Origin of the sequence: Dechloromonas sp. H13 (assembly GCF_009469615.1) — a bacterium.
GTDB lineage: Bacteria > Pseudomonadota > Gammaproteobacteria > Burkholderiales > Rhodocyclaceae > Azonexus.
The window spans coordinates 190,779-207,478 of record NZ_SSXX01000004.1 but is presented as its reverse complement, the minus strand read 5'-3'; the positions used below and the strand labels follow the sequence as shown (position 1 = coordinate 207,478).

Sequence of the window (16,700 nt, the reverse complement as noted above, 5' to 3'; positions counted from 1 at the left end):
CATGTACGAATTCGACTGGTCCTCCATCCCCGGTGCCATCCCCCTGCTCCTCAAGGGCATGGCGATCACGCTCGAAGTGACGCTGACCGCCATTTTCGTCGGCATCGTCTGGGGCACCCTGCTGGCGGTTGCACGCCTCGGCAGGAGCCGCGTCCTGGCGTTTCTCGCCACGGCCTACGTCAACCTGTTCCGTTCGGTACCGCTGGTGATGGTCATCCTGTGGTTCTACCTGATCGTGCCGCAAGGCTTGAAGGCCATTTTCGGGCAGAACATCGGCGATATCCGGCTGACCTCGGCGCTCGTCGCCTTCGCCCTGTTCGAGGCCGCCTACTACTCGGAAATCATCCGCGCCGGGATTCAGAGCGTGGCCAAGGGACAGGTCGCCGCCGGCCTCGCCCTCGGCCTGACGCCGGGGCAGACGATGCGCCTGATCGTCCTGCCGCAGGCCTTCCGCAATATGCTCCCGCTGCTCCTGACGCAGGGCATCATCCTGTTCCAGGACACTTCCCTGGTCTATGTGATCGGCCTTTCCGACTTCTTCGGCACCTCGTACAAGATCGGCGACCGTGACGGGCGGCTCGTCGAACTGCTGCTTTTTGCCGGCGCCGTCTATTTCGTCATCTGCTTCTCGGTCTCCCGGGTCGTGAAGCGCCTTCAAGCGAGATTCAGCCAATGATCGAAATCAAGGATGTTTCCAAGTGGTATGGCCAGTTCCAGGTCCTCACGGATTGCACGACCAGTGTCGAGAAAGGCGAGGTGGTCGTCGTCTGCGGCCCTTCGGGGTCGGGAAAATCGACCCTGATCAAGTGCGTGAATGGGCTGGAACCGTTCCAGAAAGGCGAAATCCTCGTCAGGGGCACCTCAGTCGGCGACCCGAAGACCAATCTATCGAAATTGCGCGCCCACGTCGGCATGGTTTTTCAGCACTTCGAACTGTTTCCGCACATGAGCATTACCGACAACCTGACCATCGGCCAGATCAAGGTGCTCAAGCGCGGCAAGGACGAGGCAACCGAGAAGGGCCTGAAACTGCTCGACCGCGTCGGCCTGAAAGCGCATGCCCACAAGTTCCCGGGTGAGCTTTCCGGCGGCCAGCAGCAGCGCGTGGCGATCGCCCGCGCGCTGGCCATGGACCCGATCTGCATGCTGTTCGACGAGCCCACGTCGGCGCTCGACCCCGAGATGATCAACGAGGTGCTTGACGTCATGGTCGAACTGGCTCACGAAGGCATGACCATGATGTGCGTCACCCACGAGATGGGCTTCGCGCGCAAGGTCGCACATCGGGTAATCTTCATGGATCAGGGGAAGATCGTCGAGGATGCAAGGAAGGAAGACTTCTTCGGCACGCCGCGCTCTCAGCGAGCGCAATTGTTCCTCTCGAAAATCCTTCAGCACTGAAAGAAAAAAGGCCGGGAAAATCCCGGCCTTCTTCATTCTGCGGCTGACAGCTTATTCGGCTGCAGATTCTTCAACTTCCACCGCTTCGGTCGGCTCCGGGCGGTCCACCAATTCGACGAACGCCATCGGCGCATTGTCACCGACGCGGAAGCCGCACTTGAGGATGCGCAGGTAGCCACCCGGACGGGTCGCATAGCGCGGGCCGATTTCGGCGAACAGCTTGACGACGATTTCGCGGTCGCGCAGGCGATCGAACGCCAGGCGCTTGTTCGCCAGGGTCGGCGTCTTGCCGAGGGTGATCATCGGTTCGACGACACGACGCAGTTCCTTGGCCTTCGGCACGGTGGTCTTGATGGCTTCGTGACGGAGCAGCGAAACGGTCATGTTGCGCAGCATCGCCAGGCGATGGCTGCTGGTACGGTTGAGTTTGCGAAGTCCCAAACGGTGACGCATGGTTAATCCTTTCTATGTTCTACAGGCGTCCCTTGACTGCCCGGGTCGGAAAAGGTCCTCAGACCTTTTCCAGACCGGCCGGCGGCCAATTTTCCAATTTCATGCCCAGGGTCAAGCCGCGGGCAGCCAGCACTTCCTTGATCTCGTTCAGCGACTTGCGACCCAGGTTCGGGGTCTTGAGAAGCTCGTTCTCGGTACGCTGGATGAGGTCGCCGATGTAATAGATGTTCTCGGCCTTCAGGCAGTTCGCCGAGCGAACAGTCAGTTCGAGATCATCCACCGGACGGAGCAGCACCGGGTCGACCTGTGCAGGCTTCGAGGCCTCGGCGACCGGCGCGGTACCTTCGAGGTCGGCGAAGACGGAGAGTTGCTCCATCAGCACGCGAGCCGCGTAGCGGATGGCCTCTTCCGGCTCGACGACGCCGTTGGTCTCGATATCGACGATCAGCTTGTCAAGGTCGGTACGCTGTTCGACACGCGCACTCTCGACGGCGTAGGCGACACGGCGGATGGGGCTGAACGAAGCGTCCAGAACCAGTTTTCCGATTGCCTTCGAGTCGCCCAGGTTGCGCACGTTGCCCGGCACATAGCCGCGACCCTTCTCAACCTTCACTTCCATGGCCAGCTTGCCGCCCGGGGAAAGGTGAGCGATGACGTGCTCCGGATTGATGATTTCGACGTCGTGCGGCAACTCGATGTCACCGGCGCGAACGGCACCTTCGCCTTCCTTGGCGAGCTTCAGGTTGACCACGTCGCGGTTGTGCAGCTTGAAAACGATACCCTTGAGGTTCAGCAGGATGTCGACGACATCTTCCTGAACGCCATCGACGGTCGAGTACTCGTGCAGCACGCCGTCGATACCGACTTCCGTCGGTGCGTAACCGGGCATCGACGACAGCAGGATGCGGCGCAACGCGTTGCCCAGGGTATGTCCATAACCGCGTTCGAACGGCTCCATGACCACCTTGGCCTGCACGGGCGAAACGCTTTGCACGTCGATGATGCGGGGTTTTAGAAGTCCACTGCTTTGCATGGGCTAAATTCCTCTGCTCAGTGCTTACTTCGAGTAAAGTTCGATGACGAGACCTTCGTTCAGGGTCGATGGCAGCTCGGAGCGCTGCGGCATGGCCTTGAACGTGCCCTTGCCTTCCTTGACATCGACGGCGATCCACTCGGGGAAACCGCGGGATTCGGCGGCTTCGAGAGCGGCCTTGCAACGCAGGGAAGCGCGCGCACGGTCGGTCAACTGGACGACGTCGCCCGGCTTGACGATGAAGGAAGGAATGTTCACGCGCTTGCCATTGACCAGGACGCCGTTGTGGCGGACGATCTGGCGCGACTCGGTGCGCGAGGCGCCGAAGCCCATGCGATAGGCGACGGAATCGAGGCGTGCTTCCAGCAGTTGCAGCAGGTTTTCGCCGGTCTGGCCCTTGCGGCGCTCGGCTTCGGCAAAGGTCTTGCGGAACTGGCCTTCGAGCACGCCGTATACGCGACGGATCTTCTGCTTGGCGCGCAGGTGCACGCCGTAGTCGGACAGGCGGGCACCGGACTTCTGGCCATGCTGGCCAGGCGCATACGAGCGGCGCTCAATGGCGCACTTGTCGGTGAAGCACTTTTCGCCCTTCAGGAACAGCTTTTCGCCCTCGCGGCGGCACTGACGGCATTTCGGATCGAGATTACGAGCCACTTGTCTTTCTCCTTAGATGCGGCGCTTTTTAGGCGGACGGCAGCCGTTGTGCGGCACCGGCGTCACGTCGGAAATCGCGGTGATCTTCATGCCCAGCGCGTTCAGCGCGCGGACGGAAGATTCGCGGCCAGGACCCGGGCCCTTGATGCGGACTTCGAGGTTCTTGACGCCACATTCCTGGGCGGCCTTGCCAGCGGCTTCGGCAGCGACCTGGGCGGCAAACGGGGTGGACTTCCGCGAACCGCGGAAGCCGGCACCGCCGGAAGTAGCCCAGGACAGCGCGTTGCCCTGACGGTCGGTAATGGTGATGATGGTGTTGTTGAACGAAGCGTGAATGTGGGCGATGCCCTCGGCAACGTTCTTCTTGACCTTCTTGCGAACTTTGGTAGCAGTCTTTGCCATGTTCTGTCCCTATTACTTCTTGCCGGCGATGGCCTTGCGCGGGCCCTTGCGGGTACGCGCATTGGTACGGGTGCGCTGGCCACGGCAAGGCAGACCCTTGCGGTGACGCAGGCCACGGTAGCAACCGAGGTCCATCAGACGCTTGATGTTCATGGTGACTTCGCGGCGCAGGTCACCTTCGACGGTGAACTTGCCGACTTCGTCACGCAGGCGGTCCATGTCCGCGTCGGACAGGTCCTTCATTTTGATGGTACGAGCCACACCGGCCGCATCACAGATCTTCTGCGCACGGCTACGGCCGATGCCGTAAATCGCGGTCAGGGCGATTTCAGCATGCTGATGGTTCGGAATGTTTACCCCTGCAATACGGGCCATCGAATCACTCCAATATTTCGAAAATTAACAAATGCCGGACTCGACAGGGAATCAACCCTGGCGCTGCTTATGACGCGGGTCCTTGCAAATGACGCGCACCACACCCTTGCGACGGATGACTTTGCAATTGCGGCAAACGCGCTTCACTGAAGGTTGCACTTTCATGTCTTACTCCTCGTCTGCGAGAGCTTGGAAGCAGCCGTGATTCCTTGCCCTGCGGTTTATTGCGTAGAGAATCTTTACTTGGCCCGGAAAACGATCCGCGCCTTGGTCAGGTCATACGGGGTCAACTGCACGGTCACCTTATCGCCAGGCAGGATGCGGATGTAGTGCATGCGCATCTTCCCGGAAATGAAGCTATGCACGATGTGCCCGTTTTCCAGCTTGACCTTGAAGGTCGCATTGGGGAGGTTCTCGACGACCTCGCCCTGCATTTCGATGTAATCTTCCTTGGCCATGACTGGTTACTTGATCATTGGCGAGCCCTTGAAGTTCGCTTTCTTCAAGAGGCTTTCGTATTGATGCGACATCACGTAGGCCTGGACCTGGGACATGAAGTCCATCGTGACGACGACGATAATCAGCAGGGAAGTGCCACCGAAATAGAATGGCACGTTCCACTTGAGAATAAGAAATTCGGGCAGCAGGCAGACCAGTGTGATGTACGCAGCACCGATCAGCGTCAGGCGCATCAGAATCTTGTCGATATAGCGCGCCGTCTGTTCGCCCGGGCGAATGCCGGGAACGAAGGCGCCGCTCTTCTTAAGGTTGTCCGCGGTTTCCTTGGAATTGAAAACCAGCGCGGTGTAGAAGAAGCAGAAAAAGACGATGGCTGCGGCGTAGAGCATCACGTAGATCGGCTGACCCGGCGACAGGGTGCCAGCGATATCCTTGAGCCAGCGCATCGACTCCCCGGACCCGAACCAGCCGGCGACGGTTGCCGGGAAAAGGATGATCGACGAGGCGAAGATCGGCGGAATGACGCCCGACATGTTGAGCTTGAGCGGCAGATGGGAGCTCTGGCCACCGTAGATCTTGTTGCCAACCTGACGCTTGGCGTAATTGACCAGAATTTTTCGTTGACCACGCTCGACGAAGACGACGAATGCCGTAACCAGAACCACCAGGACGCTGATGATCAGGGCCGTCAGCGGGTGCATGGCACCGGTGCGCACCAGTTCGAGCAGGCCGCCGATGGCGTTCGGCAAACCGGCGGCGATACCGGCGAAAATGATGATCGAGATGCCGTTCCCCAGACCGCGCTCGGTCACCTGCTCGCCCAGCCACATCAGGAACATCGTTCCGGTCAACAGGGTCGAGACGGTGGTCAAGCGGAACAGGAAACCGGGATCATTGACCAGCCCAGGCTGCGCCTCGAGCGCCACGGCAATGCCCAACCCCTGGAACAGAGCCAGGGCTACGGTACCGTAGCGGGTGTACTGCGTAATCTTGCGGCGTCCGGCCTCGCCCTCCTTCTTGAGGGCTTCAAGTTGCGGACTGGCAACGCTCATCAGCTGCATGATGATCGAAGCCGAAATGTACGGCATGATCCCCAGCGCGAAAATGGTGAAACGCGACAGGGCGCCGCCCGAGAACATGTTGAACATGCCCAGGATGCCGCCCTGTTGCGAATTGAAGAGATCGGAGAGAACGTTGGGATCGATCCCGGGAACCGGAATGTGCGCGCCGATGCGATACACGACCAGTGCCCCGAGCAGGAACCACAGCCGGCGCTTGAGATCGCCGAACTTGCCGCCCTTGCCAACGGTATTGGGATTTGCAGCCAACGCCCTGACCTTTCCTGTCCTTACTCGCCGACCGAGCCGCCGGCAGCTTCGATGGCCACCTTGGCGCCCTTGGTCGCACCGACCCCCTTGAGCGTCACCTTGCGGGTGATCTCGCCCGAGAGGATTACCTTGGCGGACAGCGCGTCACCCGGAACGATGCCGGCAGCCTGCAATCCGAGCAGATCGATCTCATCGACCGACAGACGGTCGAGGTCGGTCAGACGAACTTCGTAGTTGCGGGCGCGCGTCAGCGAATTGAAGCCGCGCTTCGGCAGACGGCGCTGCAAAGGCATCTGGCCGCCCTCGAAGCCGACCTTGTGGAAGCCGCCGGAACGGGACTTCTGGCCCTTGTGGCCACGACCACAGGTTTTGCCGAGACCGGAGCCGATGCCGCGACCGACGCGCTTGGCGGCCTTCTTGGAGCCTTCACCCGGCTTGATGGTATTGAGACGCATGGCTTAACCCTCAACCTTCACGAGATACTGGACCTTATGAATCATGCCGCGAACCGCCGGCGTATCCACGAGTTCAGCAGAACTGTTCACCTTGCGCAGACCCAGGCCACGCACCGTCGCGCGGTGATCCTGCTTGGTGCCGATGACGCTCTTGACGAGCGTCACTTTGATTTTCTTGTCAGCCATGGCTTACCCCAGGATCTGTTCAACCGACAGGCCACGCTTGGCGGCAATCTCGGCCGGCGTATTCACCTTCGACAGGCCGTCGATTGTGGCACGCACGATGTTGTAGGGATTGGTCGAACCATGCGCCTTGGCGACGACGTTGGTGACGCCGACGACTTCGAACACGGCGCGCATGGCGCCGCCGGCAATGATGCCGGTGCCTTCCGGGGCCGGCTGGATCATCACGGTGGTCGCGCCATGACGGCCCATGACCGTGTGATGCACGGTGCCGTTCTTCAGGCTGACCTTGGCCATCTTGCGACGCGCCTCTTCCATTGCCTTCTGCGCAGCAACCGGCACTTCGCGGGACTTGCCCTTGCCCATGCCGATACCGCCGTCGCCGTCGCCAACGACCGTCAGCGCAGCGAAACCGAGGATGCGGCCGCCCTTCACCACCTTGGTGACGCGGTTGACCGCAACCATCTTTTCGCGCATGCCGTCGTCGCGCTCGTCAGCCTGCTGGGGCTTCTTGTTTCTTTCAGGTTTAGCCATTTTCTAACCTTGTCCTTTCGCGGCGATCAGAACTTCAGACCGGCTTCACGCGCAGCTTCCGCCAGCGCCTGAACACGACCGTGGTACTGGAGACCGGAGCGATCAAAAGCCACTTGCTCGATGCCGGCGGCCTTGGCGCGCTCGGCGATCAGCTTGCCGATCGAAGTGGCGGCAGCCTTGTTGCCACCGTTGACGACGTCCTTACGAACAGCCGTTTCCAGCGTGGAAGCCGAAGCCAGAACCTTGCCACCACAGGCCGAGATGATCTGGGCGTAAATGTGGCAGTTCGTGCGGTTGACACACAGGCGTACAGCCTTGAGCTCGGCGATTTTGGCCCGGGTTTTGCGGGCGCGGCGCAGACGCGCTTCTTTCCTGTTAAACATATGTCACCCTTACTTCTTCTTGGTTTCCTTGATGACCACCACTTCGTCCGAGTAGCGAACGCCCTTGCCCTTGTAGGGCTCCGGCTTCCGATACGCACGAACTTCGGCGGCGACCTGGCCGACTTGCTGCTTGTCCGAACCCTTGATCACGATTTCGGTCTGGGTCGGGCACTCGACCTTCACACCGGCGGGCATCTTGTGCGCGACCGGATGCGAGAAGCCAAGGGTCAGATTCAGGGTATCGCCCTGTGCCTGGGCGCGGTAACCCACGCCAACCAGCTGCAGCTTCTTTTCGAACCCTTTGGAAACACCGGTAACCATGTTGTTCAGGTTGGCGCGCATGGTGCCCCACATGGCACCGGCATTAACCGCCCCTTCAATCTTGGAAACCACAACACTCTGACCCTCAACGGCGACGTTGACCGACGGGTGCGCCGCGGTCTTCAGGCTACCCAGAGGGCCCTTGACCGTGATCTGCTCGCCGATGCTGAGCTCGACGCCAGCCGGAAGGACGATGGGATTCTTACCAACTCGAGACATGTCTGCTCCCTTACGCCACGATGCACAGGACTTCGCCGCCAACCTTGCTGGCGCGAGCCTTGCGATCAGTCATGACGCCCTTCGGAGTCGACACGATGGCGACACCAAGACCGTTCATGACACGGGGAATATCGTCGCAGCCCTTGTAGATACGCAGACCAGGCTTCGAAACACGCTCGATGCGCTCGATGACCGGACGACCGGCATAGTACTTGAGCGCGATATCGAGGGTCGGCTTGCCATCGGCCTCACGAACTGCGAAATCATCAACGTAACCCTCATCCTTCAACACGGCGGCAATCGCCACCTTGAGCTTGGAAGAAGGCATGGACACAGACGCCTTTTCGGCGAGCTGGGCGTTGCGGATGCGGGTCAGCATGTCCGCGATCGGATCGCTCATAGCCATTTCTGTATCTCCTGATTACCAGCTGGCCTTGACAACACCCGGAATCTCGCCGTTGAAGGCGAGTTCGCGGATCTTGTTGCGGCACAGACCAAATTTGCGGAAAACACCACGCGGACGACCGGTCAGCTGGCAGCGGTTGCGCAGGCGCGACGGACTGGCGTTGCGCGGCAGTGCCTGCAGCTTGAGACGAGCCTGATAACGCTCCTCGTCCGACAGGCCGGCGTCGTTGATGATCGCCTCAAGGGCGGCGCGCTTCTTGGCGTACTGAGCCACCAGCTTGCGGCGCTTCTCTTCACGGTTGATCAGAGCAAGTTTTGCCATGATTGCCTCAATTCTTGAACGGGAACTTGAACGCGGTGAGCAATGCCTTGCACTCGGCATCGGTCTTCGCGGTCGTGGTGACGCTGATATTCATACCCCGGAGCGCATCGATCTTGTCGTATTCGATTTCCGGGAAAATGATCTGCTCCTTGACACCCATGTTGTAGTTACCCTGGCCGTCGAAACCCTTGCCGGAAACACCACGGAAGTCGCGAACGCGCGGCAGGGCGATGGTAACGAGGCGGTCAAGGAATTCGAACATGCGAGGACCACGCAGGGTCACCATGCAACCGATCGGATAGCCATCACGAATCTTGAAGCCCGCGATGGACTTGCGAGCCTTGGTCGTAACCGGCTTCTGGCCCGCGATCTTCTGCATGTCGCCTACGGCGTTCTCGAGAACCTTCTTGTCGGCCACCGCCTCACCCACACCCATGTTGAGGGTAATCTTGGTGATGCGTGGCACTTCCATGACCGACTTGTAGCCAAACTGCTTGGTCAGATCGGCCACGACGGTGTCTTTGTAAAACTGTTGCAAACGCGCCATGACTACCCCTTATGCGTTCACCAGTTCGCCGTTCGACTTGAACACGCGAACCTTGCGACCGTCCTCCAGAACCTTGATGCCGACACGATCGGCCTTCTTGGTCGCATGGTTGAACAGCGCAACATTGGAGAGATGAATCGGCATGTCCTTATCAACGATGCCACCCGCCACACCCTTCATCGGATTCGGCTTGACGTGCTTCTTGGCACGATTGACACCCTCGACGACGACACGGTCTTCACCAACGCGAAGCAGCACGGTACCGCGCTTGCCCTTATCCTTGCCGGTAATCACGACGACTTCGTCGCCTTTGCGAATCTTTTCCATTACCCGCTCCTTACAGCACTTCAGGCGCCAGGGACACGATCTTCATGAAGCGCTCGGTACGCAATTCGCGGGTCACCGGGCCAAAGATGCGCGTGCCGATCGGCTCGAGCTTGTTGTTGAGAAGGACTGCGGCATTGCCATCAAAACGCACGAGCGAGCCGTCCGGACGGCGCACACCCTTGGCGGTACGAACCACCACGGCGTTATAGACGTCGCCCTTTTTGACGCGGCCACGCGGCGCAGCATCCTTAATGCTGACCTTGATGATGTCGCCAATGCCCGCGTAGCGGCGCTTGGATCCACCAAGGACCTTGATACACATTACTGAACGAGCACCGGTGTTGTCGGCGACGTCCAGAGTCGTCTGCATCTGAATCATTTAAATTAACTCCAACTTAACCCGCTTGCGCGGTCAGTCTTGGAACCCGTACGGGTCGAACAACTTTGCCGCCCCAGGACAGGGCCTGCAAAAAAGAAGCCGGATTATACCGGCTTCTTTTATAGTCACGCAAGCGTTTTCGACAATTTCCTCAGACGACGATCGCCTTCTGGAGAACGCTGGTAACTGCCCACGTCTTGGTACGCGAAACCGGGCGGGTTTCAATGATCTCAACGAGATCCCCGGCCTTGGCTGCGTTGCCTTCGTTGTGGGCGTGGTACTTCCTGGAACGAACCATCACCTTGCCGTACATCGGGTGCTTGACCTTACGTTCGACGAGGACGGTGACCGTCTTTTCCATCTTGTCGCTGACGACACGGCCGATCAGCGTACGCTTGATGCTGGTGGATTCGCTCATTGCTGCACCGCCTTTTCACGGATAAGCGTGCGGACGCGAGCGATGTCGCGACGCACCTTGGACATTTGGCTGGTATTGGACAGCTGTTGCGTAGCGAGCTGCATACGCAGGCCGAACTGGGCCTTCAGCAGATCCAGCAGTTCCTTGTTGAGCTCGTCCACGCTCTTGGTTCTCAGTTCACTTGCTTTCATGATTACCCCAGATGACGAGTCACGAAGGTGGTGGAAATCGGCAGCTTGGCGGCAGCAAGGGCAAACGCCTCGCGTGCCAGCGCTTCATTCACGCCATCCATCTCATACAGGACCTTGCCCGGCTGGATTTCGGCGACCCAGTACTCCGGGTTACCCTTACCGTTACCCATACGAACTTCGGCCGGCTTCTTGGAAATCGGCTTGTCCGGGAAGATACGGATCCAGATGCGGCCGCCCCGCTTGATGTGGCGGGTCATGGCACGACGGGCCGCCTCGATCTGGCGGGCGGTCAGGCGGCCACGTCCGGTGGCCTTGAGACCCCATTCACCAAACGAAACCTTGGCGCCACGGGTCGCCAGACCTTCGTTGCGGCCCTTGTGTTCCTTGCGGAACTTGCGACGATTTGGTTGCAGCATTTAGGCACCTGCCTTTCTTACACGCTTTGCCGGCGCGGCATCACCTTCCGGCTTCTTCACCGTACGGGTACGCGGCTTGTCGCCTTCCGGACGACCGGGTGCGCGACGCGGCTTACGATCGTCGGCAGCCGGTTCGACGGCCTCCGGTTGCTCGTTGCGGTCGAGCATGTCGCCCTTGTAGACCCAGACCTTGATCCCGATGATGCCGTAGGTGGTCAGCGCTTCGGAAGTTGCGTAATCGATGTTGGCACGCAGGGTATGAAGCGGCACGCGCCCTTCGCGATACCACTCGCTGCGGGCGATTTCCGCACCGTTCAGGCGACCCGCGCTCATGACCTTGATGCCCTGGGCGCCGAGACGCATGGCGTTCTGCATCGCGCGCTTCATGGCGCGACGGAACATGATGCGCTTCTCGAGTTGCTGGGCAATCGAATCTGCGATCAGTTGGGCATCGACTTCCGGCTTGCGGATTTCTTCGATCGACACATGGACAGGAACGCCCATAATGCGCTGAAGGTCCGTGCGCAATTGTTCGATGTCCTCGCCCTTCTTGCCGATGACGACGCCCGGACGGGCCGAGAAGACAGTGACGCGGGCATTCTTGGCGGGACGCTCGATCAGAACGCGACCCACGGAAGCGTGCGCCAGTTTCCGCTTGAGATACTCGCGGACCTTGATATCTTCGTGGAGCATGCCCGGGAATTCCTTGCTGTTTGCATACCAGCGGGAACCCCAGTTTTTGGTGACGGCTAGACGAAAGCCAATCGGATGAATTTTCTGTCCCATGGCTCTTCCTTAGTTACCAACGGTCAGATAGATATGGCAGGTCGGCTTGACGATCCGATTGCCACGACCCTTGGCGCGCGCGGTAAAGCGCTTCAGCACCATGCCCTTTTCGACGTAGATGGTCTTGACCTTCAGTTCGTCGATATCGGCCCCGTCATTGTGCTCGGCGTTGGCGATAGCCGACTCCAGCACCTTCTTGACGATACCAGCCCCCTTCTTGGGGGAAAAGGCCAGGATGTCGAGAGCCTGACCGACCGGCTTGCCACGCACCAGATCCGCCACGAGGCGGCCTTTTTGCTCAGAGAGGCGTACGCCCCGCAGACTTGCACGAGTTTCCATGTCAGCTCCTTACTTCTTGGCCTTCTTGCCGGCAGTGTGACCCTTGAACGTCCGGGTCAGCGAAAACTCGCCGAGCTTGTGACCGACCATATTCTCGGTCACGAAAACCGGAATATGCTGCTTGCCATTGTGGACCGCGATCGTCAAACCGATGAACTCGGGGAGAATCGTCGAGCGACGCGACCAGGTCTTGATCGGGCGCTTGTCGCTAGTGGCACGGACCGCTTCGACTTTGTCGATCAGGTACGCATCAACGAACGGGCCTTTTTTGAGAGAACGTCCCATTTCCTACCCCTTAACGCTTATGACGGCGCTGAACGATCATGCTGTTCGTGCGCTTGTTGCTGCGGGTGCGATAGCCCTTGGTCGGCTGACCCCACGGGTTAACCGGCACCCGGCCTTCACCAGTGCGACCCTCGCCACCCCCATGCGGGTGGTCGACCGGGTTCATGGCGACACCACGAACCGTCGGACGGATACCACGCCAGCGTTGCGCGCCAGCCTTGCCGATCTTGCGCAGGTTGAACTCTTCGTTGCCAACCTCGCCGATCGTGGCACGGCATTCCACATGCACGCGGCGGACTTCGCCGGAGCGCAGACGGATCTGGGCGTAGGAACCTTCACGCGCCAGCAGTTGGGCCGAGGTACCGGCCGAACGGGCCAGTTGCGCGCCCTTGCCGGGCAGCATCTCGACGCAGCAGATGGTCGTACCAACCGGGATATTGCGGATGGGCAGGGCGTTGCCGGACTTGATCGGCGCCTCGGAACCGCTCATGACCTGCTGGCCGACCACCATCCCCTTGTTGGCGATGATGTAGCGGCGCTCGCCATCGGCGTAGCAAACCAGCGCGATGTTGGCGGTGCGGTTGGGGTCGTATTCCAGACGTTCGACCTTGGCCGGGATACCGTCCTTGGCTCGCTTGAAATCGACGATACGATAGGCCTGCTTATGACCACCACCCTGATGGCGAACCGTCACATGGCCATTGTTGTTACGACCGGCATTCTTCGATTGCGACTCGACCAGGGCAGCGAACGGCTTGCCCTTGTGCAGATGGGCATTGACGACCTGCACCACGGCACGACGGCCGGGGGAAGTCGGCTTGACTTTAACGAGTGCCATCAGGCATTCCCCCCTTCAACAAAATTGATTTCCTGGCCCGGCTTCAGGCTCACGAAGGCCTTCTTCCAGCCCTTGCGACGACCAGCCATGCCCTTGAAACGCTTGACCTTGCCCTTGACGTTGGCGACCTGAACGGCCTCAACCTCGACCTTGAAAAGCAATTCGACCGCAGCCTTGATTTCCGGCTTGGTGGCATCGGAGGCAACGCGGAAAATCACCTGCTCGTGCTTGTCTGCAACGTAGGTCGCCTTCTCGGAGATTTGCGGCGCCAGTAGCACCTGCATCAGACGTTGTTGGTTCATCCCCACATCTCCTCGAACTTGGCCACCGCGTTCTTGGTCACAAGGACCTTGGCGAAGCGAACCAGGGAAACCGGATCGGCCTCCTGCGCTTCCAGCACCAGAACGTTCGGCAGGTTGCGCGACGAGAGATAAAGATTCTCGGACAGCGCATCCGTAATAACCAGAAGATTACCCTCGAGACCCATACCCTTCAGTTTCTGGGAGAAGAGCTTGGTCTTGGGTGCCTCGACAGCCAGATCGTCGACGACGACCAGACGGTCCTGGCGGGCCAACTCGGAGAGGATCGCAGCCATGCCGGCGCGGAACATCTTCTTGTTAACCTTCTGACTGAAATTTTCTTCGGGCGAGTTCGGAAAAATCCGACCGCCTCCACGCCACAGCGGACTGCCATTGCTACCGGCACGAGCACGGCCCGTACCCTTCTGGCGCCACGGTTTGGTGGTGGTATGACGGACTTCGGAGCGATCCTTCTGCTGACGGTCGCCAGAGCGCGCGTTGGCCTGATAGGCGACGACGATCTGATGCACCAGCGCTTCGTTGAAATCGCGACCGAACAGCACGTCGGAAGCCTGCAGCTTGGCAGCTTCCTGACCTCGTTCGTTGATTACCTTGAGTTCCATGTCGCCCCCTTTAAGCCTTGACCGCCGGACGCACGACGACGTCGGAACCCTTGGCACCAGGAACGGCACCCTTGACCAACAGCAACTGGCGGTCGGCATCAACGCGAACGATAGTCAGCCCCTGCATCGTCGTCTGGACATCACCGAGGTGACCAGCCATGCGCTTACCCGGGAAAACACGACCCGGATCCTGCGCCATACCGATGGAACCCGGCGCATTGTGCGACACCGAGTTACCGTGGGAAGCACGGTTGGAACTGAAATTATGACGCTTGATACCCCCCTGGAAGCCCTTGCCGATCGAGGTACCGCTCACGTCCACCTTCTGCCCTTCGGCGAAGATGGTCGCAGCAACCTGATCGCCAGCCTTGAACGAGGCGAGCTGATCAGCTTCGATACGGAATTCCTTGAGGACATGCCCGGCCTCCACGCCAGCCTTGGCCAGATGGCCAGCCAAGGGCTTGGAAACGCGCGAGGCACGGCGCTTGCCGAAAGAGACCTGGATGGCGGCGTAGCCATCGTTCTCCGGCGTTTTAACTTGGGTCACGCGGTTGTTCGACACGTCAAGCACAGTCACCGGAATGGACGCACCATCCTCGGCGAAAATGCGAGTCATGCCGACCTTGCGACCGACAAGGCCTAGACTCATGGTTATTCTCCTCATCGCCGGCTGCGATTGGCCGGTCGATGTAAAACAACAAATGGGCAACCGTCACCGGCCACCCCCGAAAGGCGCGGATTATATCCGCAAAACTTCTATTACTGCAACTTGATTTCGACGTCGACGCCAGCCGGCAGATCCAGCTTCATCAGGGCATCAACGGTCTTATCGGTCGGATCGACGATATCCATCAAACGCAGATGGGTACGAATTTCCAACTGATCGCGGGAAGCCTTGTTCACGTGCGGCGAACGCAGGATGTCGAAACGCTGCTTGCGGGTCGGCAGGGGCACCGGACCGCGAACGACTGCACCGGTACGCTTGGCTGTTTCGACGATTTCCTGAGCGGATTGATCGATCAGGCGATAGTCGAAGGCCTTGAGACGGATACGGATTTTCTGGCTTTGCATTTTTGGCTTCCAAAGAGCGATGGGGTGGAATCACGTCCCACCCCGATTTTCGAAAAGAGCGAGTTACTCGATGATTTTAGCGACGACGCCGGCGCCGACGGTACGACCGCCTTCACGGATGGCGAAGCGCAGGCCTTCTTCCATGGCGATCGGGGCGATCAGCTTGATCGTCATCGCGATGTTGTCGCCCGGCATGACCATCTCGGTGCCTTCAGGCAGGTCGATCGAGCCGGTGACGTCGGTGGTGCGGAAGTAGAACTGCGGACGGTAGCCGTTGAAGAACGGGGTGTGGCGACCGCCTTCGTCCTTGGACAGGATGTACACTTCGGAGGTGAAGTGGGTGTGCGGCTTGACCGAACCCGGCTTGCACAGAACCTGGCCACGCTCGACGTCTTCACGCTTGGTGCCGCGCAGCAGGGCGCCGATGTTGTCGCCGGCCTGACCCTGGTCGAGCAGCTTGCGGAACATTTCGACACCGGTGCAGGTGGTCTTCTGGGTCGGGCGGATACCGACGATTTCGATTTCCTCGCCGACCTTGACAATGCCGCGCTCGACACGGCCGGTGACGACGGTGCCGCGACCGGAGATGGAGAAGACGTCTTCGACCGGCATCAGGAAGGGCTGGTCGATGGCGCGCTCCGGGGTCGGGATGTAGGAATCCAGGGCGTCGGCGAGACGGAAGATGGAGGGTTCGCCGATTTCGGACTGGTCGCCTTCGAGGGCCTTGAGAGCGGAGCCGTGGATGATCGGGGTGTCGTCACCCGGGAAGTCGTACTTGGAGAGGAGTTCGCGGAGTTCCATTTCGACGAGTTCGAGCAGTTCGGCGTCGTCGACCATGTCGCACTTGTTCATGTAAACCAGGACGTACGGGACGCCGACCTGACGGGCGAGCAGGATGTGCTCGCGGGTCTGCGGCATCGGGCCGTCGGCGGCGGAACAGACGAGGATCGCACCGTCCATCTGGGCGGCACCGGTGATCATGTTCTTGACGTAGTCGGCGTGGCCCGGGCAGTCGACGTGGGCGTAGTGGCGGTTGGCGGTTTCGTATTCGACGTGGGCGGTGTTGATGGTGATGCCGCGTGCCTTTTCTTCCGGCGCCGCGTCGATTTCGTCGTACTTCTTGGCCGAGCCGCCGAACTTGGCCGACAGCACCGTAGTGATCGCAGCAGTCAGCGTGGTCTTGCCGTGGTCAACGTGTCCAATCGTGCCAACGTTTACGTGCGGCTTGGTCCGTTCAAATTTCTCTTTTGCCAT

At 59.9% G+C, this 16,700-nt stretch carries 32 protein-coding genes; 2 read left to right on the top strand and 30 right to left on the bottom strand.

Features of this window, described 5'->3' with window-relative positions; genetic code table 11:
• Window position 1: 1 nt before the first annotated feature.
• Window positions 2–676, top strand: coding sequence for a glutamate/aspartate ABC transporter permease GltK (gltK, locus tag GH660_RS11335; RefSeq protein ID WP_153146768.1), 675 nt, complete (start codon window positions 2–4; stop codon window positions 674–676).
• A complete protein-coding gene (locus tag GH660_RS11330; protein WP_153146767.1) occupies window positions 673–1,401 on the top strand; it encodes an amino acid ABC transporter ATP-binding protein in 729 nt (242 codons plus the stop codon). The genes gltK and GH660_RS11330 overlap by 4 nt, the downstream gene beginning before the upstream one ends.
• A 51-nt stretch (window positions 1,402–1,452) precedes the next feature.
• On the opposite strand, the gene rplQ is transcribed toward GH660_RS11330, so the two are convergent.
• The 30 genes from rplQ to tuf all read right to left on the bottom strand — a co-directional run bounded on the left by rplQ (window position 1,453) and on the right by tuf (window position 16,700).
• Window positions 1,453–1,854 carry a 50S ribosomal protein L17 gene (rplQ, locus tag GH660_RS11325; RefSeq protein ID WP_153146766.1) on the bottom strand — a complete coding sequence of 134 codons (402 nt, stop codon included), beginning with the start codon at window positions 1,852–1,854 and terminating at the stop codon, window positions 1,453–1,455.
• Window positions 1,855–1,912: 58 nt separating this feature from the next.
• On the bottom strand, window positions 1,913–2,887 hold the full coding sequence (gene rpoA / locus GH660_RS11320; protein ID WP_153146765.1) for a DNA-directed RNA polymerase subunit alpha: 975 nt from the start codon (window positions 2,885–2,887) through the stop codon (window positions 1,913–1,915).
• 24 nt (window positions 2,888–2,911) lie between these two features.
• The gene (rpsD, locus tag GH660_RS11315; RefSeq protein ID WP_153146764.1) at window positions 2,912–3,541 is read right to left on the bottom strand and encodes a 30S ribosomal protein S4; all 630 of its coding nucleotides are present in this window, start codon (window positions 3,539–3,541) and stop codon (window positions 2,912–2,914) included.
• Between the two features lie 12 nt (window positions 3,542–3,553).
• Window positions 3,554–3,943, bottom strand: coding sequence for a 30S ribosomal protein S11 (gene rpsK / locus GH660_RS11310; RefSeq protein ID WP_066880003.1), 390 nt, complete (start codon window positions 3,941–3,943; stop codon window positions 3,554–3,556).
• A 12-nt stretch (window positions 3,944–3,955) separates the two neighbouring features.
• The gene (gene rpsM / locus GH660_RS11305) at window positions 3,956–4,318 is read right to left on the bottom strand and encodes a 30S ribosomal protein S13 (protein ID WP_153146763.1); all 363 of its coding nucleotides are present in this window, start codon (window positions 4,316–4,318) and stop codon (window positions 3,956–3,958) included.
• Between the two features lie 51 nt (window positions 4,319–4,369).
• Window positions 4,370–4,483, bottom strand: coding sequence for a 50S ribosomal protein L36 (rpmJ, locus tag GH660_RS11300; protein WP_028994206.1), 114 nt, complete (start codon window positions 4,481–4,483; stop codon window positions 4,370–4,372).
• Window positions 4,484–4,557: 74 nt separating this feature from the next.
• The gene (infA, locus tag GH660_RS11295) at window positions 4,558–4,776 is read right to left on the bottom strand and encodes a translation initiation factor IF-1 (protein ID WP_153146762.1); all 219 of its coding nucleotides are present in this window, start codon (window positions 4,774–4,776) and stop codon (window positions 4,558–4,560) included.
• Between the two features lie 6 nt (window positions 4,777–4,782).
• On the bottom strand, window positions 4,783–6,105 hold the full coding sequence (gene secY, locus GH660_RS11290; protein WP_153146761.1) for a preprotein translocase subunit SecY: 1,323 nt from the start codon (window positions 6,103–6,105) through the stop codon (window positions 4,783–4,785).
• 20 nt (window positions 6,106–6,125) lie between these two features.
• Complete coding sequence (gene rplO / locus GH660_RS11285) at window positions 6,126–6,560, bottom strand: 50S ribosomal protein L15 (RefSeq protein ID WP_153146760.1); 435 nt, start codon at window positions 6,558–6,560, stop codon at window positions 6,126–6,128.
• A 3-nt stretch (window positions 6,561–6,563) separates the two neighbouring features.
• The gene (gene rpmD / locus GH660_RS11280; RefSeq protein WP_153146759.1) at window positions 6,564–6,746 is read right to left on the bottom strand and encodes a 50S ribosomal protein L30; all 183 of its coding nucleotides are present in this window, start codon (window positions 6,744–6,746) and stop codon (window positions 6,564–6,566) included.
• Window positions 6,747–6,749: 3 nt separating this feature from the next.
• On the bottom strand, window positions 6,750–7,277 hold the full coding sequence (rpsE, locus tag GH660_RS11275; protein WP_153146758.1) for a 30S ribosomal protein S5: 528 nt from the start codon (window positions 7,275–7,277) through the stop codon (window positions 6,750–6,752).
• Between the two features lie 26 nt (window positions 7,278–7,303).
• Entirely contained in the window at window positions 7,304–7,660 is a 357-nt protein-coding gene (gene rplR, locus GH660_RS11270) for a 50S ribosomal protein L18 (protein WP_153146757.1), read from the bottom strand.
• Window positions 7,661–7,669: 9 nt separating this feature from the next.
• Window positions 7,670–8,200: a 50S ribosomal protein L6 gene (gene rplF / locus GH660_RS11265; protein WP_153146756.1), complete on the bottom strand. Its 531-nt coding sequence runs from the start codon at window positions 8,198–8,200 to the stop codon at window positions 7,670–7,672.
• 10 nt (window positions 8,201–8,210) lie between these two features.
• Window positions 8,211–8,606, bottom strand: coding sequence for a 30S ribosomal protein S8 (gene rpsH, locus GH660_RS11260; protein WP_153146755.1), 396 nt, complete (start codon window positions 8,604–8,606; stop codon window positions 8,211–8,213).
• A gap of 15 nt (window positions 8,607–8,621) precedes the next feature.
• On the bottom strand, window positions 8,622–8,927 hold the full coding sequence (rpsN, locus tag GH660_RS11255) for a 30S ribosomal protein S14 (RefSeq protein WP_153146754.1): 306 nt from the start codon (window positions 8,925–8,927) through the stop codon (window positions 8,622–8,624).
• Between the two features lie 7 nt (window positions 8,928–8,934).
• Complete coding sequence (gene rplE / locus GH660_RS11250) at window positions 8,935–9,474, bottom strand: 50S ribosomal protein L5 (protein WP_153146753.1); 540 nt, start codon at window positions 9,472–9,474, stop codon at window positions 8,935–8,937.
• 9 nt (window positions 9,475–9,483) lie between these two features.
• The gene (rplX, locus tag GH660_RS11245) at window positions 9,484–9,801 is read right to left on the bottom strand and encodes a 50S ribosomal protein L24 (RefSeq protein WP_153146752.1); all 318 of its coding nucleotides are present in this window, start codon (window positions 9,799–9,801) and stop codon (window positions 9,484–9,486) included.
• A 10-nt stretch (window positions 9,802–9,811) separates the two neighbouring features.
• Window positions 9,812–10,180 carry a 50S ribosomal protein L14 gene (gene rplN / locus GH660_RS11240; RefSeq protein WP_028994194.1) on the bottom strand — a complete coding sequence of 123 codons (369 nt, stop codon included), beginning with the start codon at window positions 10,178–10,180 and terminating at the stop codon, window positions 9,812–9,814.
• 151 nt (window positions 10,181–10,331) lie between these two features.
• Complete coding sequence (gene rpsQ, locus GH660_RS11235; protein ID WP_153146751.1) at window positions 10,332–10,598, bottom strand: 30S ribosomal protein S17; 267 nt, start codon at window positions 10,596–10,598, stop codon at window positions 10,332–10,334.
• Window positions 10,595–10,789 carry a 50S ribosomal protein L29 gene (rpmC, locus tag GH660_RS11230; protein ID WP_027456670.1) on the bottom strand — a complete coding sequence of 65 codons (195 nt, stop codon included), beginning with the start codon at window positions 10,787–10,789 and terminating at the stop codon, window positions 10,595–10,597. Before rpmC ends, rpsQ begins: the two co-directional genes overlap by 4 nt.
• Window positions 10,790–10,791: 2 nt before the next feature.
• Window positions 10,792–11,205: a 50S ribosomal protein L16 gene (gene rplP / locus GH660_RS11225; RefSeq protein ID WP_153146750.1), complete on the bottom strand. Its 414-nt coding sequence runs from the start codon at window positions 11,203–11,205 to the stop codon at window positions 10,792–10,794.
• Window positions 11,206–11,991 carry a 30S ribosomal protein S3 gene (gene rpsC, locus GH660_RS11220; RefSeq protein ID WP_153146749.1) on the bottom strand — a complete coding sequence of 262 codons (786 nt, stop codon included), beginning with the start codon at window positions 11,989–11,991 and terminating at the stop codon, window positions 11,206–11,208.
• A gap of 9 nt (window positions 11,992–12,000) precedes the next feature.
• Complete coding sequence (gene rplV, locus GH660_RS11215) at window positions 12,001–12,330, bottom strand: 50S ribosomal protein L22 (protein WP_153146748.1); 330 nt, start codon at window positions 12,328–12,330, stop codon at window positions 12,001–12,003.
• Between the two features lie 9 nt (window positions 12,331–12,339).
• Window positions 12,340–12,615: a 30S ribosomal protein S19 gene (gene rpsS, locus GH660_RS11210; protein ID WP_066879986.1), complete on the bottom strand. Its 276-nt coding sequence runs from the start codon at window positions 12,613–12,615 to the stop codon at window positions 12,340–12,342.
• A gap of 10 nt (window positions 12,616–12,625) precedes the next feature.
• Window positions 12,626–13,453: a 50S ribosomal protein L2 gene (gene rplB / locus GH660_RS11205; RefSeq protein ID WP_153146747.1), complete on the bottom strand. Its 828-nt coding sequence runs from the start codon at window positions 13,451–13,453 to the stop codon at window positions 12,626–12,628.
• Window positions 13,453–13,755, bottom strand: a complete 303-nt coding sequence (gene rplW, locus GH660_RS11200; RefSeq protein ID WP_153146746.1) for a 50S ribosomal protein L23 — start codon at window positions 13,753–13,755, stop codon at window positions 13,453–13,455. The genes rplB and rplW overlap by 1 nt, the downstream gene beginning before the upstream one ends.
• The gene (gene rplD, locus GH660_RS11195; protein WP_153146745.1) at window positions 13,752–14,375 is read right to left on the bottom strand and encodes a 50S ribosomal protein L4; all 624 of its coding nucleotides are present in this window, start codon (window positions 14,373–14,375) and stop codon (window positions 13,752–13,754) included. The genes rplW and rplD overlap by 4 nt, the downstream gene beginning before the upstream one ends.
• A gap of 10 nt (window positions 14,376–14,385) precedes the next feature.
• Entirely contained in the window at window positions 14,386–15,024 is a 639-nt protein-coding gene (gene rplC / locus GH660_RS11190; protein WP_153146744.1) for a 50S ribosomal protein L3, read from the bottom strand.
• A gap of 110 nt (window positions 15,025–15,134) precedes the next feature.
• On the bottom strand, window positions 15,135–15,446 hold the full coding sequence (gene rpsJ, locus GH660_RS11185; RefSeq protein ID WP_028994183.1) for a 30S ribosomal protein S10: 312 nt from the start codon (window positions 15,444–15,446) through the stop codon (window positions 15,135–15,137).
• A gap of 63 nt (window positions 15,447–15,509) precedes the next feature.
• Complete coding sequence (gene tuf / locus GH660_RS11180; RefSeq protein WP_153146733.1) at window positions 15,510–16,700, bottom strand: elongation factor Tu; 1,191 nt, start codon at window positions 16,698–16,700, stop codon at window positions 15,510–15,512.

What these genes read in the sequence shown, in the direction of transcription:
- gltK (WP_153146768.1), top strand. Translation starts at nt 2, where the DNA reads ATGTACGAATTCGACTGGTCCTCCATCCCCGGTGCCATCCCCCTGCTC.
- GH660_RS11330 (WP_153146767.1), top strand. Translation starts at nt 673, where the DNA reads ATGATCGAAATCAAGGATGTTTCCAAGTGGTATGGCCAGTTCCAGGTC.
- rplQ (WP_153146766.1), bottom strand. Translation starts at nt 1,854, where the DNA reads ATGCGTCACCGTTTGGGACTTCGCAAACTCAACCGTACCAGCAGCCAT.
- rpoA (WP_153146765.1), bottom strand. Translation starts at nt 2,887, where the DNA reads ATGCAAAGCAGTGGACTTCTAAAACCCCGCATCATCGACGTGCAAAGC.
- rpsK (WP_066880003.1), bottom strand. Translation starts at nt 3,943, where the DNA reads ATGGCAAAGACTGCTACCAAAGTTCGCAAGAAGGTCAAGAAGAACGTT.
- rpsM (WP_153146763.1), bottom strand. Translation starts at nt 4,318, where the DNA reads ATGGCCCGTATTGCAGGGGTAAACATTCCGAACCATCAGCATGCTGAA.
- rpmJ (WP_028994206.1), bottom strand. Translation starts at nt 4,483, where the DNA reads ATGAAAGTGCAACCTTCAGTGAAGCGCGTTTGCCGCAATTGCAAAGTC.
- infA (WP_153146762.1), bottom strand. Translation starts at nt 4,776, where the DNA reads ATGGCCAAGGAAGATTACATCGAAATGCAGGGCGAGGTCGTCGAGAAC.
- rplO (WP_153146760.1), bottom strand. Translation starts at nt 6,560, where the DNA reads ATGCGTCTCAATACCATCAAGCCGGGTGAAGGCTCCAAGAAGGCCGCC.
- rpmD (WP_153146759.1), bottom strand. Translation starts at nt 6,746, where the DNA reads ATGGCTGACAAGAAAATCAAAGTGACGCTCGTCAAGAGCGTCATCGGC.
- rpsE (WP_153146758.1), bottom strand. Translation starts at nt 7,277, where the DNA reads ATGGCTAAACCTGAAAGAAACAAGAAGCCCCAGCAGGCTGACGAGCGC.
- rplR (WP_153146757.1), bottom strand. Translation starts at nt 7,660, where the DNA reads ATGTTTAACAGGAAAGAAGCGCGTCTGCGCCGCGCCCGCAAAACCCGG.
- rplF (WP_153146756.1), bottom strand. Translation starts at nt 8,200, where the DNA reads ATGTCTCGAGTTGGTAAGAATCCCATCGTCCTTCCGGCTGGCGTCGAG.
- rpsH (WP_153146755.1), bottom strand. Translation starts at nt 8,606, where the DNA reads ATGGCTATGAGCGATCCGATCGCGGACATGCTGACCCGCATCCGCAAC.
- rpsN (WP_153146754.1), bottom strand. Translation starts at nt 8,927, where the DNA reads ATGGCAAAACTTGCTCTGATCAACCGTGAAGAGAAGCGCCGCAAGCTG.
- rplE (WP_153146753.1), bottom strand. Translation starts at nt 9,474, where the DNA reads ATGGCGCGTTTGCAACAGTTTTACAAAGACACCGTCGTGGCCGATCTG.
- rplX (WP_153146752.1), bottom strand. Translation starts at nt 9,801, where the DNA reads ATGGAAAAGATTCGCAAAGGCGACGAAGTCGTCGTGATTACCGGCAAG.
- rplN (WP_028994194.1), bottom strand. Translation starts at nt 10,180, where the DNA reads ATGATTCAGATGCAGACGACTCTGGACGTCGCCGACAACACCGGTGCT.
- rpsQ (WP_153146751.1), bottom strand. Translation starts at nt 10,598, where the DNA reads ATGAGCGAATCCACCAGCATCAAGCGTACGCTGATCGGCCGTGTCGTC.
- rpmC (WP_027456670.1), bottom strand. Translation starts at nt 10,789, where the DNA reads ATGAAAGCAAGTGAACTGAGAACCAAGAGCGTGGACGAGCTCAACAAG.
- rplP (WP_153146750.1), bottom strand. Translation starts at nt 11,205, where the DNA reads ATGCTGCAACCAAATCGTCGCAAGTTCCGCAAGGAACACAAGGGCCGC.
- rpsC (WP_153146749.1), bottom strand. Translation starts at nt 11,991, where the DNA reads ATGGGACAGAAAATTCATCCGATTGGCTTTCGTCTAGCCGTCACCAAA.
- rplV (WP_153146748.1), bottom strand. Translation starts at nt 12,330, where the DNA reads ATGGAAACTCGTGCAAGTCTGCGGGGCGTACGCCTCTCTGAGCAAAAA.
- rpsS (WP_066879986.1), bottom strand. Translation starts at nt 12,615, where the DNA reads ATGGGACGTTCTCTCAAAAAAGGCCCGTTCGTTGATGCGTACCTGATC.
- rplB (WP_153146747.1), bottom strand. Translation starts at nt 13,453, where the DNA reads ATGGCACTCGTTAAAGTCAAGCCGACTTCCCCCGGCCGTCGTGCCGTG.
- rplW (WP_153146746.1), bottom strand. Translation starts at nt 13,755, where the DNA reads ATGAACCAACAACGTCTGATGCAGGTGCTACTGGCGCCGCAAATCTCC.
- rplD (WP_153146745.1), bottom strand. Translation starts at nt 14,375, where the DNA reads ATGGAACTCAAGGTAATCAACGAACGAGGTCAGGAAGCTGCCAAGCTG.
- rplC (WP_153146744.1), bottom strand. Translation starts at nt 15,024, where the DNA reads ATGAGTCTAGGCCTTGTCGGTCGCAAGGTCGGCATGACTCGCATTTTC.
- rpsJ (WP_028994183.1), bottom strand. Translation starts at nt 15,446, where the DNA reads ATGCAAAGCCAGAAAATCCGTATCCGTCTCAAGGCCTTCGACTATCGC.
- tuf (WP_153146733.1), bottom strand. Translation starts at nt 16,700, where the DNA reads ATGGCAAAAGAGAAATTTGAACGGACCAAGCCGCACGTAAACGTTGGC.